Below are 16,291 nucleotides of genomic sequence, written 5' to 3'. Positions count from 1 at the left end.
CGTATTTAGTCCTTCGATCGTAAGACGCCTGCGGGACGTGCATTCATGGCGCGCCAAGAAAACCATAGAGATGTGCACAGTGTCAGTCCTATACCGCCCAACACAATGACAAGTGACGCGCGCCATTCAAAGGTAAAGGATGCCTCCATCACGAAATGGGTCACGGCCCAACCGGCCAAACCGCCCGCGCCAACAGCGACGGCACCTGCCGCAAACCCCATGTAGAGCGAACGTAAGGCGAAACTCCACAAAACACGAAGGCGTGTCGCGCCCAAAGTTTTCAAAATAGCAGCCTCGTAACGTCGTTTTTCTTCGCCCGCGGCGGCGGCACCGATCAGAACAACAGCTCCTGTGATCAATGTCGCAAGCGCCCCGAGCGTGGTGGCGGCAGCGATACTTGTCATAACCGTGACAACCCGATCAATGGCATCGCGCACGCGGATGGTTGTGATATTAGGATAAGCTTTCGACAGAGCGCGAATGAGCCCGGCTTCGGATGCTTGGTCGGCATAAATCGTCGCAATGTAAGTGTGGGGGGCGTTTTCAATCGCCGCAGGGTTCATCGACAAAACAAACCCCATACCTGCACCCGAAAAATCGACTTCGCGAAACGATGTGATACGCGCGGTGATGTCGCGCCCCAAAATGTTAAGCGTCAAAGTATCGCCCAAAGACAAACCAATTTCGGCAGCTTCTTCAGCAGCGAAACTGATTTGCGGCTCGCCAGTGTAATCCTCAGCCCACCACGTGCCTGCAGTGATACGCGCATTTTCGGGCTTTTGGGCCGAATAGGTCACGCCGCGATCGCCACGAATGACCCAATGATTGCCAGCCACTTCTTTGGCATCTTGACCGTTTATGTCTGTGATGAAGCCGCGCAACATCGGCGCGGATTCGTATTTTGTCACGCCCGCACTCGACGCCAATTGCGAAGTGAAACCATCAATTTGGTCCTTTTGGATATCGACGACGAAGTAAGAGGGCGCGACGTCAGGCAGTTCGGTCGCAATCGCACCGCGCAGATTGGTGTCAATTTGCCCCACGGCGGAGAGCACAGTCAGGCCAAGCCCAAGGGAAAGTACGACAGACAAGGTTTCTCCGCTCGGGCCGCCAACGGACCCAAGCGCCAACCGTAAATAGGGGCGGCCTTTGGTTAAATTGCGCCCCGCCATCCAACGGGCGAAAACACGCAACACCGCCGCGCATACCACCAAAAGCGCGAAAGCACAGGCCAGTCCAAAGAAAGACCAAAGCACCAAACCGCGCGTATCGGTGAAAGCAACAGCAAGGGCAATCAACAGAGCCACCATGCTCGCAATCGCGATCAGATACGGCAGGCGCGGAAGGCCTTTCAGACCCAACTGAGACTCGCGATAGAGTGCGGCTGGACGAATTTTTTCCGTCTTTGCCAAAGGCCATGTGACAAAGATGGCCGCCGCCAAAGCACCGTAGGCGGCGGCTTCAAGCAAGGACTGTGGATAGACTGAAATTTCAGCGGGCACTGGCAGCATCGTTTCAATGATCGGCGCGACCATCAAAGGCACAGCGGCCCCCAAAATCAGTCCGATCACGATGGCAAAGCTGGTCAGCACACCGATTTGAAACGCATAGACCATAAAGATCGTCGCACGGTCCGCGCCAAGTGTCTTCAGCGTCGCGACAATGCTGGTTTTCCGATCCAAATAGGCATTAACAGCAGAGGAAACGCCTACCCCACCAACAGCCAATCCAGCAAGGCCGACCAGCACAAGGAATGACCCTAAGCGTTCGACAAATCGCGCCATGCCCGGTGCGCCATTGCGTGCATCGCGCCAACGGTAAGCCGCGTCAGGCAAGGCGGATTGGGTGGTGTTTTTCGCCAGTTCAAGGTCAGTGCCCTCGGATAATTTCAAACGATAGGCCGTCTCAAACAGGCTGCCCGGCGACAGTAAAGTGGATCCGGCCAGCGCGGATGTGCGCACGATTGAGCGCGGCCCCAAAGAAAAACCAACAGAGGCATTGTCAGGCTCGCTCCTCAGCTCAGCCATCACAACAAACGGCACAGCCCCGATTTGGATTTCATCGCCAATGGTTAGGCCAAGGCGCTCGATCAACATCGGGTCCAGCACCACGCCTGCGATGCCATTTTGCCCGTCAAGCGCTTGCGCCAAGGGCATATCAGGCGACAAAGACACAGAGCCGATCAACGGATAGGCATCATCGACGGTTTTCACTTGGGTCAAGGCCCGCTCGTCCCCACGGGTAACCATAGACCGAAAGTCTGTGACTTCGGAAACGGCCAAGCTGTTTTCTTCGAGCCAAGCGCGCTCAGCGTCACTGGCAAAGCGGTAGGTGAATTCCAGTTCGGCGTCGCCCCCCAACAAGGCGGCACCTTCGCGGTCAAGCCCCGCGGAAATGCTTTCACGCACGGATGTGACCGCCGCAATGGCCGCAACGCCCAGCGCCAAACAGGCCACGAGCACGCGAAATCCGTGCAAGCCCCCGCGCAATTCTCGGCGGGCAATTTTCCACGCCATAGCCCATCTGTTTGGCGGGATCATTGCGCTGCCTCAGCGGATGCGAAATCAACCGCACCATCACGTAAGCGAATGACACGATCACAACGAGCGGCCAGCTCTGGCGCGTGGGTGACCAACACCATCGTGGCACCGTGACGATCACGCAGGCTCATCAGCAAATCCATGATCGCCTCGCCTGTTGTACCATCCAGATTGCCCGTGGGTTCATCCGCCAGAAAAATCGCAGGGCGTGGCGCTGCGGCGCGCGCCAAGGCAACGCGTTGCTGTTCACCACCAGACATTTGCGACGGGAAATGATCGCAGCGGGCCCCAAGGCCCACGGTCTCTAATTCTTCACGCGCGCGCTCAAAGGCGTCGGCGTGGCCAGCCAATTCCAAAGGGGTCGCGACATTTTCAAGCGCAGTCATTGTCGGGATAAGGTGGAAAGATTGGAACACCACCCCCATATGATTTCTACGAAACCGTGCAAGAGCATCTTCATTCATCTCTGTTAGATTGTGCCCCAACACGGACACGACACCGGTGGTCGCCTGTTCCAAACCACCAAGCAACATAAGGAGCGACGATTTGCCAGATCCAGATGGTCCAATAAGACCCACGGTTTCACCCCGTGTCACATCCAGCGAGATGTTGTGCAAAATATCGACAGGCCCCGCGTTGCCGTTTAAAGACAGTCCGATATCTGTGAGGGAAATAACTGTGTCAGTCATAAAATGCTTTCTAAATATGTATCGCTATCGATATGGCGGCGCGGGTCGTGTGAACACGTTTTTGTCGACGTTTATCGTATCGGTTTTTCTAATGCTGGCCAGCACCGATGCGCGAGCTCAAGACACTGTGACAATCGCAGCCCTTGGTGACAGTCTGACGCAAGGCTACGGTTTGGTTCAAGAAGACGGGTTTACGGTACAATTACAAGGCTGGTTGGATGCTGCTAACCAAGACGTGATCATTCTGAACGCTGGTGTGTCGGGCGATACCACTGCCGGCGGGCTTGCCCGTGTGGATTGGACGCTGACGCCTGATGTTGATGCGATGATCGTGGCGCTTGGGGGGAATGATGTGTTGCGCGGCACTGATCCGGCTGTGGCGCGCGCCAATCTGGATGGGATTTTATCGGTGGCAGCAGGTAAAGATATCCCTGTTTTGCTGATCGGCATCGATGTGCCGGATAATTTTGGACCAGACTACAAGGCTGATTTCACTGCGATCTATCCTGATTTGGCGGCAAAATTTGACACGCTTTATGTGGAAAGCTTTCTACGCCCGCTGACCGATTTGGGCACGATGCAAGAGGTCTTGGCGACCTATTTTCAAGGCGACGGCATTCACCCCAACGCTGAGGGTGTTGGGATTATCGTGGACAGCATAGGTCCGAAAGTTGCACAACTGGCGCAAGAGGTGCGCGATCAAGCTGCAAAGTAGACGTCAATCTTCGCGAGGATGGTCGTCATAATCTGTGGTCAAAATACGCGCGGCATCCCCTTGGGGGTCGTCGAATTGACGCGATTTGATCGACCAGAAAAACGCCACCAATCCGATGCCGCCCAAAAGCAATGAAATCGGGATCAAAAACACAAGAACGTTCATTTAAAGCCTTTCAAACGCAGCGCATTGAGCGAAACTGTAATCGATGACGTCGACATGGCCAAGGCGGCGGCCAGCGGCGTGGCGAACCCCGCCAAGGCGATGGGAATGGCGATCATGTTATACCCCGCAGCGATGGCGAAGTTTTCTTTGATGCGACGGGTCGCGGACACAGCCAGCGTGGTGGCGTCCCCAATCGGGGCCAGAGAATTGCCCAGCAAGACAATGTCAGAGACAACGCGGGTGGCTTCCAACGCAGAGGCCGGCGAGATCGACACATGGCTTGCGGCCAAAGCAGCAGTGTCGTTTAATCCGTCACCGATCATCAAGACCTTGCGCCCTGCCTCGGATAATTCTTTGACCCGCAAGGCTTTGCCAAGGGGCAGACATTCGGCCTCCCAAGCCTCAATGCCGACCCGCGCGGCGATATTCGCCACGGCAGCAGGCGCATCGCCAGACAGCAAGACAACATCTTTACCTTGCGCTTTGAGCGCAGCCACAGCTTGTTCCGCGCCGTCGCGCAGATGATCGACAAAGGTGAAAGCCACAGGCGCTTGATCGCCAATTTGTAGATAGGTGGCGGTCTGGCCCAAGGCCTCAGCCCCCAGCCAAGCCGCACGCCCAAGACGGATGCGCTGAGTGTTCCACTGCGCTTCGATACCCTGCCCTAGAACCTCAACCACATTTGAGACATCGGCGGGGACACAATGAGATGCACGCGCCGCATCATACAAAGACGCTGACAAAGGATGTGCCGATCCTGCGGCCATGGCCATCACGATGGATCGCGCCTCAGGCGCAATCGCATCCCAGTTTGCGGGCTGCGGGCGGCCTTGGGTCAGCGTACCGGTTTTGTCGAACACAACCGTATCGACCTCGGCCAGTCGTTCCAATGCTGTGGCGGATTTGATCAACATGCCTGCGCGAAACAACCGCCCAGAGGCGGCAGTGGTCACCGCAGGTACGGCCAGCCCAAGCGCACAGGGACAAGTGATGATCAAGACGGCCACGGCGACATTAAGCGCGTGCCGCACATCGCCCGTGGCCACGACCCAACCGATAAAGGCAAACAGAGCCAGCAAATGCACCAAGGGGGCGTAGATGCGTGCGGCGCGGTCGGCCAAAGACGTATAGCGATTGCGCGAGGTTTCAGCCATAGCGACCAAATCAGCCAAACGATGTAAGGAACTGTCCGCGCCTGCAGCCGTGACCTGCACCAACAACGGCCCTGTCAAATTCACCTCGCCTGCGCTGACGAGAGAGCCTTTTGCGGCCCCCACAGGTAGGGTTTCCCCTGTCAGCAGCGAGCGATCCAATTCAGATGCGCCGCCTGTGACGATCCCGTCCACTGGCACCCGCGCACCGGGGACAACCCGCACGATGTGATCGGTGGTGAGGTCTCCGATGGGTACAATTGTCCCGTTGTCCAAAGTGGCGCGGGGCACTTCTAAGGCGGCGAGTTCTTCGGCGGCAGAGCGAGCGATAGACCGCGTGCGGTAATCGAGGTAACGCCCAGCAAGCAGGAAAAACGTCAAAGACAAAGCCGCGTCGAAATAGGCGTGCCTGCCCGACAGTGATATCTCGTAGATTGACATGCCCACAGCCAACAAAATGGCCAAGGAAATAGGCACATCCATATTCAACCGCTTGGCGCGCAGGGCTGTCCAAGCCGAGATGAAAAACGGCTGAGCGGCATAGGCGACGGCTGGCACAGCAATGGCAGCCGAAATCCAGTGGAACATATCGCGGGTGGCATCAGACGCCCCCGACCAGACCGCCACGGACAGCAGCATGACATTCATCATGGCGAAACCCGACACGGCGATGCGGGTCAAAATGGCTCGGCCCGCACGGTCGGTTTGTGTGGCAGCTATTGTGCCCGCGTCCAACTCGTAAGCTTCAAAGCCGATGGCAGTCAGCGCATCGGCCAACTCTTGTGCAGATGTCGTGTCGTCGGCTTCAACTTGCGCGCGTTTTAAAGTCAGGTTGACCCGCGCGGCGCGCACGCCTGATTGGCGCATAAGCGCGCGTTCCACGCCTGAAATACAAGCGGCGCAATGAATGGCTGGCAGTGACAAGGTGATCTGACTGTCTTTCACATCCCGCCCATGAGCCATGTCTTTGGCAGTGGGGGCTGCAAGACAGCCTGGGCAGGCGGATATTTGAGCTTGAGACATGACGCGCGCCTTGATCAGCGTTTCACATGGATAACAACGCGCTGCTTGAACGGAGTGCCGTCAAGCGCTGTGGCCACCATGCGGTAATTCCAATTGCCCGTCGCCAACGGGCCAGTGTCGGCCACGTAAGACGTGCCGTCAAAAGTGAACTCTGGCGTTTGGTCTTGGCTTGTATTGGTCGCGCGCCCCAAGGTGCCCGTAATAGACGCCACTTGAACCGGCAACCCGTCCGCGCCGGTGATCGTCACGTAAAGCTTTTCGTCTTTGTCTGTGGCATCAATCGTCCACCCCAAGGCTTCTTGCGAGGCCTTGTCGGCGTCAAACGTTTGTGAGGCGACGTAAGAATTTTTGACCTCAAGCCCCGGAAAGGTGCGTATGGCGCTATAGGCCATAAACAGATTCACCCCGATGATAACCGAAAAAGCCGAAACAGTCCCGATCAAGACATGTTTGCCAGTGATTTCACGTACCATATTAATTGCCTTTTCCATTGAACACGGTCTCGGTTGAGGCGCGATCATCATTGGTTGTATCTGTCACCCACATGGTGAACGGTGTTCGGTCAGAGGTCGCAGGCCCAGATTTTGCGGGTGCGATCACATAGACGCGCTGCAATTTGGTACCATCTGCTGGCACAAGCACAGTTTGATCTGTGCCCCCTTCGATGTCCACCAGCAAATCGTCAGACCCCGTGGCCGAGATTTGGAACGGGCGATCCTCGCCATGTTTATTGCGCAAACGCACATCGTAAATGTTGCGAATAGAGCCGTCAGACAACATCACATAGGTCGGATTGCGCACAGGAGCGACGGTCATATCGATGTCGGGCTGAATGAATAGCGCGAACAGCAGGCCAAATCCGACAAGCGACCAAATGCCCGTGTACATGATCGTGCGTGGGCGCAGGATATGTTTCCAAATGGGTTTGGGCGCATGACCTGCGATTTCGCGAGGCTCATCGGTCAAGGCCATGTAGTCGATCAACCCGCGTGGCTTGCCGATCTTCTCCATAACGTCATCACAAGCATCAATACACAAGCCGCAGGTGATGCATTCCAACTGCTGTCCATCACGGATATCTATGCCCACAGGACAGACATTCACGCAAGCCATGCAATCAATGCAATCGCCTAAGCCCGAGGTATCGATGCCCTTGCGATGCTTTTCGCGGGGCTCACCGCGCCAATGACGATATCCCACCACGAGCGTATCTTCGTCCATCATCGCAGATTGGATACGCGGCCATGGGCAGGCGTAGATGCAGATTTGTTCGCGGGCAAACCCGCCAAAGAAAAACGTCGTCGCGGTCAAAACAGCCATAGTCCCGTAAGCGACCGGATGCGCATTGCCTGTCACCAGATCGACCAACAATGTGGGCGCATCTGTGAAATAAAACACCCAAGCCCCGCCCGTTGCCAAACCGATCAGCAGCCAGACAATCCATTTGGTCACGCGCAGGCGCGCTTTGCGAAAATCGAGCTTTTTCTGTCGGTGCAGACGCAAACGCGCATTGCGGTCGCCTTCGATCCAGCGTTCCACCAGAATATACAGGTCGGTCCAAACCGTTTGCGGGCAAGCATAGCCACACCACACACGCCCCGCCGCCGAGGTGAACAAAAACAACCCCAGCCCAGCCATAATCAACAGGCCCGCGATAAAGTAAAATTCATGCGGCCAGATTTCGATCCAGAAAAAGAAAAACCGCCGATTGGCCATATCCACCAAAATCGCCTGATCGGGCAGTTTCGGCCCACGATCAAAGCGCAGCCACGGCGAAACGTAATACACGCCCAAGGTCAGAATCATGATGATCCACTTGAGATTGCGAAACACGCCAGAGACGCGGCGTGGGAAAATCGGTTCGCGGGCTTTGTAGAGCTTGGGTGTGCTATCTGATGAGCTCATGAGAGCGGCCTTTTCGACTGTTCGCGTTTGCACCTTAATGGGCGCGCGGGTTGTCCTAAACCTTGATTTGGATCAAGCCGACCGTAAGTTGTATCTTGGATGTGACTTTTGTCGCAGCCGATGCTGCTTTTGTCGCACCCCTAAAAAACTCTAGTGACTTCAGATAGCTTTAACAAATGTAAACGGCTGTCACAAATATGCGCCCGCCAACCAAGACGGGCGCATGAATTCTTGACCGAATGATCACGCAAGGTAGGTGCGGAACCAAGCGATCATGCGTTTTTCGGCCAATTTCGCCATTTCCGCGTCATAGCGCGGTGTCGTGTCATTGTGGAACCCGTGGTTCACACCGGGGTAAATATCGGCCACGTAACGTTTGTCATTTTTTTCCAAAGCGTCTTGGTAAGCAGGCCACATGGCGTTGATGCGCTGATCAAGGGCTGCAAGCTGGATGCGCAGCGGTGCTTTAATGGCAGCCACTTGTTCAGCGGTTGGTGTAGACCCATAGAACGGCACGCCTGCGGCCATTTCAGGATAGGCCACAGCCAACTTATTAACCACGCCACCACCGTAACAGAACCCTGTCGCGCCGACTTTTCCATTGGTGCCTTCCATCGCTTGCAGATATTCGAACCCAGCAAAGAAATCGTTCAGCAAAGCGCTTTGATCGATGGTGCGCTGCATATCGCGCCCCTCATCATCTGTGCCAGGATAGCCACCAAGCGAGGACAAACCATCAGGGCCCATCGCGATGAAACCGGCTTTGGCCAAACGGCGCACAACGTCGCGGATGTAGGGGTTCAGACCACGGTTTTCATGCACCACAAGCACAGCAGCTGGCGGGTTCGCAGGATCGATATTGGCAGGACGCACGAGATAAGCGGTGATTTCGCCGGTGCCATCGGGGCTTTGATAGGTGATGTCTTCGCCGATGATGTCATCATCGTCTTCGGCCACTTGCTGTGCAAGCGCGTAATTTGGCGACAAAGTGCCAAGAATCGCGGCGGCTGTCAGACCACCGATGGCCCACTTACCTGCGCGGTCTAAAAATTCGCGTTTGGTGATTTTACCATGGGCATAATAGTCGTAAAGATCCAACAAATCTTGGTCAAAATCGGCGGCCGTGAGACGTTCTTGGGTGGGGGTGTTCATTAAGCAATCTCCTTGTGCATGACCTGACGTTAGCGCGGCCTGTTCAAAAAGCTAATCAAATATTCGTTGGTTGGGAAATCTTGCCTGCTGCCACAAAAAAGCTGGCCACAATCGCGGCCAGCTTTGTCATTTCATACGATCTCAGTAACGTTATTCGCCACCGCCGCGTGTGTGCACATAGACGGCTGCGGCGTTGACTTCGGCTTGGGTCAAGCGTTGCCCCCAAGCTGGCATCACGCCGAAACGTGCCTCGGACACACTTTCATGGATGGTCTCGCGATCACCACCGTAAAGCCAGATCGCATCCGCCAAATTTGGCGCGCCGAAATCGCGATCACCAGTGCCGTCTTCTGCGTGACAGGCCGCACAGTTTTCTTCGAACACAACTGCGCCCTCAGTGGCCAGTGCGGCGTCAAATTCGGACCCAGAGAGTTGCAGCACGAATTCCACAACTTGATCGATCTGTTCAGGTTCCAGAATTTCATCAACACCAAAGCGAGGCATTTCAGAATAACGCGCATCATCTGTTTCATTACGAATACCGTGCTGGATCGAATAAGCGATCTCATCCACAGACCCGCCCCAAAGCCAATCGTTGTCCAAAAGGTTCGGGTAGCCCACGTTGCCAGCGGCGCCTGAGCCGTGACACTGCGAACAGTTGGCCCGAAACACAGCCGCCCCCGCGTTGGTGGCGTAATCCCCAAGAGGCGTGTTTGGCAGAATGTCAGCCACATTTGCAGCCGCCAATTCGGCGTCGATAGCGGCGTTCATTTCGTCAAAGGTTTGGATATCCTTGGCCACCTCTGCGCGGGTTGAATACCCAAGCAGACCGGTGGTGGCCCCTTTGACCAATGGCCAAGCGGGATAGGCGATCGAATAGCCTATCGCCCAAACGATACACAGATAAAACGTCCAGAGCCACCAACGCGGCAAGGGGTTGTTATATTCTTCAATCCCATCCCAAGAATGGCCTGTGGTTTCGACCTCGGTCTTGTCTTGTTTCTTACTCATGACTGAGACTCCTCAGTATCAAGGGGGGCGTCATCATGGCGAAATGGAATGTTCGCGATCTCTGCATGCCGTTTGCGACTGCCCGGTCTGAACGACCAGACAACAGCGCTGACAAAGAACACAAACATGGCCAAAAGCACCCAAGAGTCAGCGAGTTCACGAAAGATATGATAATTCATGGCACTCTCTCCTATCGAGACGCATCTGGGGTAAAGGTCGAGAAATCAACCAAAGTCCCCAGCATTTGCATGTAAGCGATCAAAGCATCCATTTCTGAAATACCTGGTTCGTTATCAAAATTGCGCACCTGCGCGTTTGGATAGCGTTCCAACAAAGCATCATAATCAGAGTCTGGATCAGCCTGCGCCAAAAAGTCGTCGCTCGCAGCTTCGATCATCTCGTCGGTGTAAGGCACCCCAACCATTTTATGCGCTTTAAGCAGATCATCGATGTATTCAGGCTCGATCATCGTATCCGTCAAGAAGCCATATTTTGGCATCACGGATTCTGGCACAACAGATTGCGGGTCGGTCAAGTGATCCACATGCCATTCATCTGAATAGCGCCCACCCACACGCGCCAAATCTGGCCCCGTGCGTTTTGAGCCCCATTGGAACGGGTGATCGTATTGCGATTCAGCAGCCAAGGAATAGTGGCCATACCGCTCGACTTCGTCACGCATTGGGCGGATCATTTGCGAGTGACAGACGTAACAGCCTTCACGCACATAGATATCGCGACCAGTGAGTTCCAAAGGCGAATAAGGCCGCATGCCTTCAACGTCTTCAATGGTGTTCTCAAGATAGAACAACGGCGCGATTTCGACGATCCCACCGATGGACACCACCAAGAGCGACCCAACCAATAGAATGGTCGCGTTGGTCTCGATGAATTTGTGTTTGTCTAGAAGTCCCATATCTGAGCGCCCCCTATTCTGCCGGAGCCATGGCCGACGCGTCTGCAATTGCAGGCGCACGACGCACAGTCATCCAGAGGTTATAGACCATAATGAGCGACCCAGCGAGATAGAGAACCCCACCCAAAGCACGCACGACATACATCGGATGTTTGGCGGCCACTGTGTCGGCGAATGCGTTGACCAAGAACCCTTGGCTGTCGACTTCGCGCCACATCAGACCTTCCATAATACCGGTGACCCACATGGACGCCGCGTATAGAACGATGCCGATTGTGGCCAACCAGAAGTGCCAAGACACCAGACCCAAAGAATACAAACGCTCTTTGTGCCACAGTTTGGGCACGAGGAAGTAGAGCACACCAAAGGTGATCATACCGTTCCAACCCAAAGCGCCAGAATGCACGTGGCCGATGGTCCAGTCGGTATAATGCGACAGCGAGTTCACAGCGCGGATCGACATCATCGGCCCCTCGAAGGTGGACATGCCGTAGAAACCGATAGAGATCACCATCATGCGGATCACAGGGTCCGTGCGCAACTTATCCCAAGCGCCAGACAGCGTCATCAGACCGTTGATCATCCCGCCCCAAGACGGCATCCACAACACGATAGAAAACACCATGCCAAGAGTCGACGCCCAATCCGGCAAAGCTGTGTAATGCAGGTGGTGCGGACCAGCCCAGATGTACAAAAAGATCAAAGCCCAAAAGTGAATGATGGACAATTTGTACGAAAACACCGGACGCTCGGCTTGTTTTGGCACAAAGTAATACATCATCCCAAGGAAGCCCGCGGTGAGGAAAAAGCCCACAGCATTGTGGCCGTACCACCACTGGGTCATCGCGTCTTGCACGCCTGAGAACAGCTGCACAGATTTGGAGCCAAAGATGGACACGGGCACAGCCAAGTTGTTGACGATGTGCAGCATCGCGATGGTCACGATGAACGACAGGTAGAACCAGTTCGCCACATAGATGTGCTTTTCTTTACGGGTCATCAGCGTGCCAAGGAACACCAGCAAGTAAGCGACCCAAACGACAGTCAGCCAAATATCGATGTACCATTCAGGTTCAGCGTATTCTTTGGATTGGGTGATCCCCAGCAAGTATCCAGTAGCTGCCAGAACGATGAACAGGTTGTAGCCCCAAAACACGAACCACGCCAAATTGCCGCCCCAAAGGCGGACAGCGGATGTGCGTTGCACCACGTAAAAGGACGATGCGATCAAGGCGTTACCGCCAAATGCGAAGATCACCGCAGAGGTGTGCAAGGGACGCAAACGCCCAAAGTTGCCGTAGCCTTGCAGGAAGTCAAAGTTCAGTTGAGGAAAGGCCAATTGAAACGCGATGAACGTTCCAGCCAGAAACCCAACGACCCCCCAACCAGCAGTCGCAATCACCCCAAAACGCACTGGACCGTCCAGATAGCCTTTGGGCTTTTCAACGACTTCGCCAGCTTGGCGCAGTGTGTAAATAAATGTCATGGCGGTGGCCGCCATGAAGATCAGCGCATGGATTTGGTAGCCCAAATCGCGCCCGTAATTTGCAGCCAGACCAGCGAGGATCATCACGACCCCCAACACGGCCAGCTTAATATAGCTCCACATTTTCGCGTCCCTTCGTCGAATGGCCTGTTGATCGGCCATAATGGACCCGCAGATGAGACTACGAGTCATGATATATTGGGTTTGTACGACATCTGTTTCGGAAACATTGATCTAAGTCAAAGGATTGATGGATAGCGCGACAATTGCGACATTTGTGGTGGACGTTTCTGCTCAAAAAGCCACATTGATCTCAATCAAAGCCCGAAATTGCGCTCAGGCGCACAATGGAGACAGATAGACCTCAAAACAGGAGTCTCCAAATGTCCTTTAAAACCCTAACCACCATCGTCTGCGATGAAACCGCTGACATCCATGCTCTGAACGCCGCTGTCGCTTTGGCGCGCAGCAACGGAGCCCATCTCGACGTCATCTGCCTTGGCTTGGATCGCACGCAGCCTGGGTTTTATTACACAGGCACCAACGCTATGGTTTTGCAAGATAATCTGCAATTCGCGCTGGCTGAAAGTGAACGAATCGAAGCCGTTATTCAACAGCATTTGCACGCCGAAGATATTTCATGGGCGGTGCGGCCGATGACAGCACAGATGGCGGGTCTCACGCCACAGCTGTCCAGCATTCTACGGTTCTCTGATCTTGTCGTTCTGCCGCGTCCTTACGGCGACGGTCGCGGTCATGAACACGAAGAAATCTTAGAAGCCGCGCTGTTCTCATGCCGCGTCCCCGTGCTGGTCATGCCCGACGGAGCCACCTTGCCAGATCATATCGGGCGCATCGTGGTGGCTTGGAATGAAAGCAACGAAGCCCTCGGTGCTGTGCGGTCGGCTTTGCCTATTTTGACCGAGGCCGACAGTGTGAACATCACCATAATCGATCCGCCCCAACACGGCCCTGATCGCTCTGATCCCGGTGGGGCGCTGTGCCAGATGCTCAGCCGCCACGGAGTTGCGGTCGAAGTGTCCGTGCTGGCTAAAACCATGCCGCGTGTGTCTGATGTTCTGTGTCGCCACCTGAACGATCAAGATGCACAGCTATTGGTTATGGGCGCTTACGGTCATTCGCGGTTGCGTCAATCAATCATGGGCGGCGCCACACGCAACATGCTGGAAATGGCAGAACTGCCTGTTCTCATGGCGCATTAAAACGCAACATCGCCCCTGCCCGCGTCACAGAGCATCGTCGCTTTGTGGCGTGGAGACGTATCAGACCAATGAACTGGACTGCATCTCACCTGATTTCAATCCGCGCATGCGCAAACGGCGTTATGACACCATACCGCCGTCGGCGTCATCACCGGTTTCGGCCATCAGCGCATCAAAATCTGGAATGATCACCTTGCGCTTGCCCTCAAGCAACACAATCCCCTCACGTTTGAGTGCAGACATCTGTCGCGACACGGTTTCCAACGTGAGCCCCAAATAATCCGCCATCGCTTCACGGGTCAAAGGCAATTCAAACGACGTCCCGCTTTCTGCGGTTTGCAAGGCAAGCGATGCTTCGCGACGAGCCAAAATCGTCAACAAAGACGCAATTTTTTCCCGCGCAGTTTTGCGCCCCAGAATCAGCATCCATTCGCGCGCGGCATCCAATTCGTCCAGCGTCATTTCAAGCAAGCGCTGTCCGATATGCGGCGTTTGCAACATGATCTTTTCAAAGGGCTTTCGCCGAAAGCAGCACAGTGTCAGATTGCTCACAGCCACAACATCATAGGTGGCAGCTTCGCGTCCAGGGCGGCCCAAGAAATCAGAGGGCAATAATAGCCCGACCATTTGCGTGCGCCCGTCTTCCATCGCTTGGCTGAGCGAGGCGACACCTGTCACCACAGAGGCGACAAAGTCCATATTGTCGCCGGACCAAATCACTGGCTGCCCCGCCTCAAAGGATCGATAAAATTTAATCCCATCAAGTGTTTCCAGCTCATCCGCTTCGCATCGCGCACAAACGGCACGGTGACGGATGGGGCATGTACCGCAGTCTTTTGGGTCAAATGTCATAACTATCCTGCTCACTCACGCATTTTGATCTGGGTCAAAGCGCAACCAGCTTGTGCCCCGTAAATCCTACTCTCATGACGATCCACACACAACTCCGCAATCTGGGCCTGTTTGATGCTCGTGTACCGCGTTACACGAGCTATCCAACCGCGCCACATTTTTCAACCGACATCACTGCGACACAAGTGAGCAGTTGGATGACGCAGCTTGACCCAAATGTGCCCATATCCCTGTATGTTCATGTGCCGTTTTGTCGCCGTTTATGTTGGTTTTGTGCCTGTCGGACCCAAGGCACCAGCACCCTTAGTCCCGTTGCTGCCTATATCGAGACACTCAAACTTGAATTGAAGCTGGTCAAAAGCCACCTGCCCGCGGGCATCCAAATCGGCCACTTGCATTGGGGGGGCGGCACGCCGACCTTATTAGATGCCAGCATGATCGCAGATTTGACCTCTGCTATCAATGATGTGGCCCCATTTGCGCCAAATTATGAGTTTTCAGTCGAAATTGATCCCAACGAAATCGATGATGACCGTCTTGACGCTTTGGCAAAAGCGGGCATGAATCGTGCCTCAATCGGCGTACAGGATTTCAACCCAGAGATTCAAAAGACCATCGGCCGTATGCAGTCTTATGAAATCACCAAGGCCGCCGTAGATGGCTTGCGCACCCGTGGGATCAAATCGCTTAACGCTGATATTTTATACGGGTTGCCGGGGCAAAGCCGCGAACGCATTGCCGACAGTGTGAACAAGCTTTTGTCACTGTCGCCGGATCGTGTGGCGTTGTTCGGATACGCCCATGTGCCATGGGTGGCACGGCGTCAATCGATGATTCCGACAGATGCCTTACCGACACCACAAGAACGGTTGGACTTGTTCAACGTTGCCCGTGATCTGTTTGCGATGGATGGCTATGCCGAAATCGGCATCGATCACTTTGCCCGCAACGGCGATGGGTTGGAAATCGCGGCGCGCGCTGGCAAGCTGCGTCGGAATTTCCAAGGCTACACAGACGATAAATGTCAGACCATGATTGGCGTGGGTGCCTCATCAATCGCCAAATATGCAGACGGTTATGCACAAAACGCGCCCTCAACATCGGATTATCAAAAACGGGTGCACGCAGGCGAATTGCCGATCAGCAAAGGTCATGCCTTTACCACAGAAGACCATTTGCGCGGGCGTATTATCGAAGCCCTGATGTGTGATTTTCAAGTCAACTACAGCGACCTTGCGGCGCGGTTTGACCTGAGCCAATCCGACTTTGACGATTTTGCGTCATCTGTCGATGCCGCCTTTCCCAAGATGCTTGGCATTTCAAAAACATCGATTGAAATCCGCGAACAGGCGCGCCCTTTGACCCGCATGATTGCGCGCCATTTTGACACTTACGCGATGGCACAAGCGCAACATTCCTCTGCTGTGTAACCCTGCCCGCCGCCGTTAAGCGCTTTTCAATAG

15 protein-coding genes are annotated in these 16,291 nt (G+C 54.8%); 3 read left to right on the top strand and 12 right to left on the bottom strand.

Annotated elements, in window-relative coordinates; translation table 11 throughout:
• Window positions 1–5: 5 nt before the first annotated feature.
• Entirely contained in the window at window positions 6–2,540 is a 2,535-nt protein-coding gene (locus tag KO503_RS17330) for an ABC transporter permease (RefSeq protein WP_215992805.1), read from the bottom strand.
• A complete protein-coding gene (locus tag KO503_RS17325; RefSeq protein ID WP_215992804.1) occupies window positions 2,537–3,229 on the bottom strand; it encodes an ABC transporter ATP-binding protein in 693 nt (230 codons plus the stop codon). Before KO503_RS17325 ends, KO503_RS17330 begins: the two co-directional genes overlap by 4 nt.
• 91 nt (window positions 3,230–3,320) lie before the next feature.
• On the opposite strand from KO503_RS17325, the gene KO503_RS17320 reads away from it, so the two are divergent.
• Complete coding sequence (locus KO503_RS17320; protein WP_252731166.1) at window positions 3,321–3,944, top strand: arylesterase; 624 nt, start codon at window positions 3,321–3,323, stop codon at window positions 3,942–3,944.
• Between the two features lie 3 nt (window positions 3,945–3,947).
• On the opposite strand, the gene ccoS is transcribed toward KO503_RS17320, so the two are convergent.
• From ccoS to ccoN, 9 genes are all read right to left on the bottom strand, one after another.
• On the bottom strand, window positions 3,948–4,109 hold the full coding sequence (gene ccoS / locus KO503_RS17315) for a cbb3-type cytochrome oxidase assembly protein CcoS (RefSeq protein WP_215944643.1): 162 nt from the start codon (window positions 4,107–4,109) through the stop codon (window positions 3,948–3,950).
• Window positions 4,106–6,283 (bottom strand): heavy metal translocating P-type ATPase, encoded by a 2,178-nt coding sequence (locus tag KO503_RS17310; RefSeq protein ID WP_215992803.1) that lies wholly within the window; start codon window positions 6,281–6,283, stop codon window positions 4,106–4,108. The genes ccoS and KO503_RS17310 overlap by 4 nt, the downstream gene beginning before the upstream one ends.
• Before the next feature lie 14 nt (window positions 6,284–6,297).
• Window positions 6,298–6,756 (bottom strand): FixH family protein, encoded by a 459-nt coding sequence (locus KO503_RS17305; protein ID WP_252731161.1) that lies wholly within the window; start codon window positions 6,754–6,756, stop codon window positions 6,298–6,300.
• Window position 6,757: 1 nt separating this feature from the next.
• Window positions 6,758–8,188 (bottom strand): cytochrome c oxidase accessory protein CcoG, encoded by a 1,431-nt coding sequence (ccoG, locus tag KO503_RS17300; protein ID WP_215992801.1) that lies wholly within the window; start codon window positions 8,186–8,188, stop codon window positions 6,758–6,760.
• 243 nt (window positions 8,189–8,431) lie between these two features.
• Window positions 8,432–9,340: a YghX family hydrolase gene (yghX, locus tag KO503_RS17295; protein ID WP_215992800.1), complete on the bottom strand. Its 909-nt coding sequence runs from the start codon at window positions 9,338–9,340 to the stop codon at window positions 8,432–8,434.
• A 150-nt stretch (window positions 9,341–9,490) separates the two neighbouring features.
• Window positions 9,491–10,351, bottom strand: coding sequence for a cytochrome-c oxidase, cbb3-type subunit III (gene ccoP / locus KO503_RS17290; protein ID WP_215992799.1), 861 nt, complete (start codon window positions 10,349–10,351; stop codon window positions 9,491–9,493).
• Window positions 10,348–10,530 (bottom strand): cbb3-type cytochrome oxidase subunit 3, encoded by a 183-nt coding sequence (locus tag KO503_RS17285; RefSeq protein ID WP_215992798.1) that lies wholly within the window; start codon window positions 10,528–10,530, stop codon window positions 10,348–10,350. The genes ccoP and KO503_RS17285 overlap by 4 nt, the downstream gene beginning before the upstream one ends.
• Window positions 10,531–10,541: 11 nt before the next feature.
• Window positions 10,542–11,267, bottom strand: coding sequence for a cytochrome-c oxidase, cbb3-type subunit II (gene ccoO / locus KO503_RS17280; protein ID WP_215992797.1), 726 nt, complete (start codon window positions 11,265–11,267; stop codon window positions 10,542–10,544).
• A gap of 13 nt (window positions 11,268–11,280) precedes the next feature.
• Window positions 11,281–12,876 carry a cytochrome-c oxidase, cbb3-type subunit I gene (ccoN, locus tag KO503_RS17275; protein WP_215992796.1) on the bottom strand — a complete coding sequence of 532 codons (1,596 nt, stop codon included), beginning with the start codon at window positions 12,874–12,876 and terminating at the stop codon, window positions 11,281–11,283.
• Between the two features lie 260 nt (window positions 12,877–13,136).
• On the opposite strand from ccoN, the gene KO503_RS17270 reads away from it, so the two are divergent.
• Window positions 13,137–13,976 (top strand): universal stress protein, encoded by an 840-nt coding sequence (locus KO503_RS17270; protein WP_215992795.1) that lies wholly within the window; start codon window positions 13,137–13,139, stop codon window positions 13,974–13,976.
• 120 nt (window positions 13,977–14,096) lie between these two features.
• Here the strand turns inward: KO503_RS17270 and fnrL are convergent, their stop codons facing one another.
• Window positions 14,097–14,828: a transcriptional regulator FnrL gene (gene fnrL / locus KO503_RS17265; RefSeq protein ID WP_215992794.1), complete on the bottom strand. Its 732-nt coding sequence runs from the start codon at window positions 14,826–14,828 to the stop codon at window positions 14,097–14,099.
• Between the two features lie 74 nt (window positions 14,829–14,902).
• On the opposite strand from fnrL, the gene hemN reads away from it, so the two are divergent.
• A complete protein-coding gene (gene hemN / locus KO503_RS17260) occupies window positions 14,903–16,258 on the top strand; it encodes an oxygen-independent coproporphyrinogen III oxidase (RefSeq protein ID WP_215992793.1) in 1,356 nt (451 codons plus the stop codon).
• Window positions 16,259–16,291 lie beyond the last annotated feature (33 nt).

It is taken from the genome of Pacificibacter marinus (assembly GCF_018860505.1).
Lineage (GTDB): Bacteria > Pseudomonadota > Alphaproteobacteria > Rhodobacterales > Rhodobacteraceae > Celeribacter > Celeribacter marinus_B.
Note: the sequence above shows the minus strand (reverse complement) of the source record. Positions and strands in the feature narration are given on the sequence as shown.

What these genes read in the sequence shown, in the direction of transcription:
- KO503_RS17285 (WP_215992798.1), bottom strand. Translation starts at nt 10,530, where the DNA reads ATGAATTATCATATCTTTCGTGAACTCGCTGACTCTTGGGTGCTTTTG.
- ccoN (WP_215992796.1), bottom strand. Translation starts at nt 12,876, where the DNA reads ATGTGGAGCTATATTAAGCTGGCCGTGTTGGGGGTCGTGATGATCCTC.
- ccoS (WP_215944643.1), bottom strand. Translation starts at nt 4,109, where the DNA reads ATGAACGTTCTTGTGTTTTTGATCCCGATTTCATTGCTTTTGGGCGGC.
- yghX (WP_215992800.1), bottom strand. Translation starts at nt 9,340, where the DNA reads ATGAACACCCCCACCCAAGAACGTCTCACGGCCGCCGATTTTGACCAA.
- hemN (WP_215992793.1), top strand. Translation starts at nt 14,903, where the DNA reads ATGACGATCCACACACAACTCCGCAATCTGGGCCTGTTTGATGCTCGT.
- ccoO (WP_215992797.1), bottom strand. Translation starts at nt 11,267, where the DNA reads ATGGGACTTCTAGACAAACACAAATTCATCGAGACCAACGCGACCATT.
- KO503_RS17325 (WP_215992804.1), bottom strand. Translation starts at nt 3,229, where the DNA reads ATGACTGACACAGTTATTTCCCTCACAGATATCGGACTGTCTTTAAAC.
- KO503_RS17320 (WP_252731166.1), top strand. Translation starts at nt 3,321, where the DNA reads ATGCTGGCCAGCACCGATGCGCGAGCTCAAGACACTGTGACAATCGCA.
- KO503_RS17310 (WP_215992803.1), bottom strand. Translation starts at nt 6,283, where the DNA reads ATGTCTCAAGCTCAAATATCCGCCTGCCCAGGCTGTCTTGCAGCCCCC.
- KO503_RS17270 (WP_215992795.1), top strand. Translation starts at nt 13,137, where the DNA reads ATGTCCTTTAAAACCCTAACCACCATCGTCTGCGATGAAACCGCTGAC.
- fnrL (WP_215992794.1), bottom strand. Translation starts at nt 14,828, where the DNA reads ATGACATTTGACCCAAAAGACTGCGGTACATGCCCCATCCGTCACCGT.
- ccoP (WP_215992799.1), bottom strand. Translation starts at nt 10,351, where the DNA reads ATGAGTAAGAAACAAGACAAGACCGAGGTCGAAACCACAGGCCATTCT.
- KO503_RS17305 (WP_252731161.1), bottom strand. Translation starts at nt 6,756, where the DNA reads ATGGTACGTGAAATCACTGGCAAACATGTCTTGATCGGGACTGTTTCG.
- ccoG (WP_215992801.1), bottom strand. Translation starts at nt 8,188, where the DNA reads ATGAGCTCATCAGATAGCACACCCAAGCTCTACAAAGCCCGCGAACCG.
- KO503_RS17330 (WP_215992805.1), bottom strand. Translation starts at nt 2,540, where the DNA reads ATGATCCCGCCAAACAGATGGGCTATGGCGTGGAAAATTGCCCGCCGA.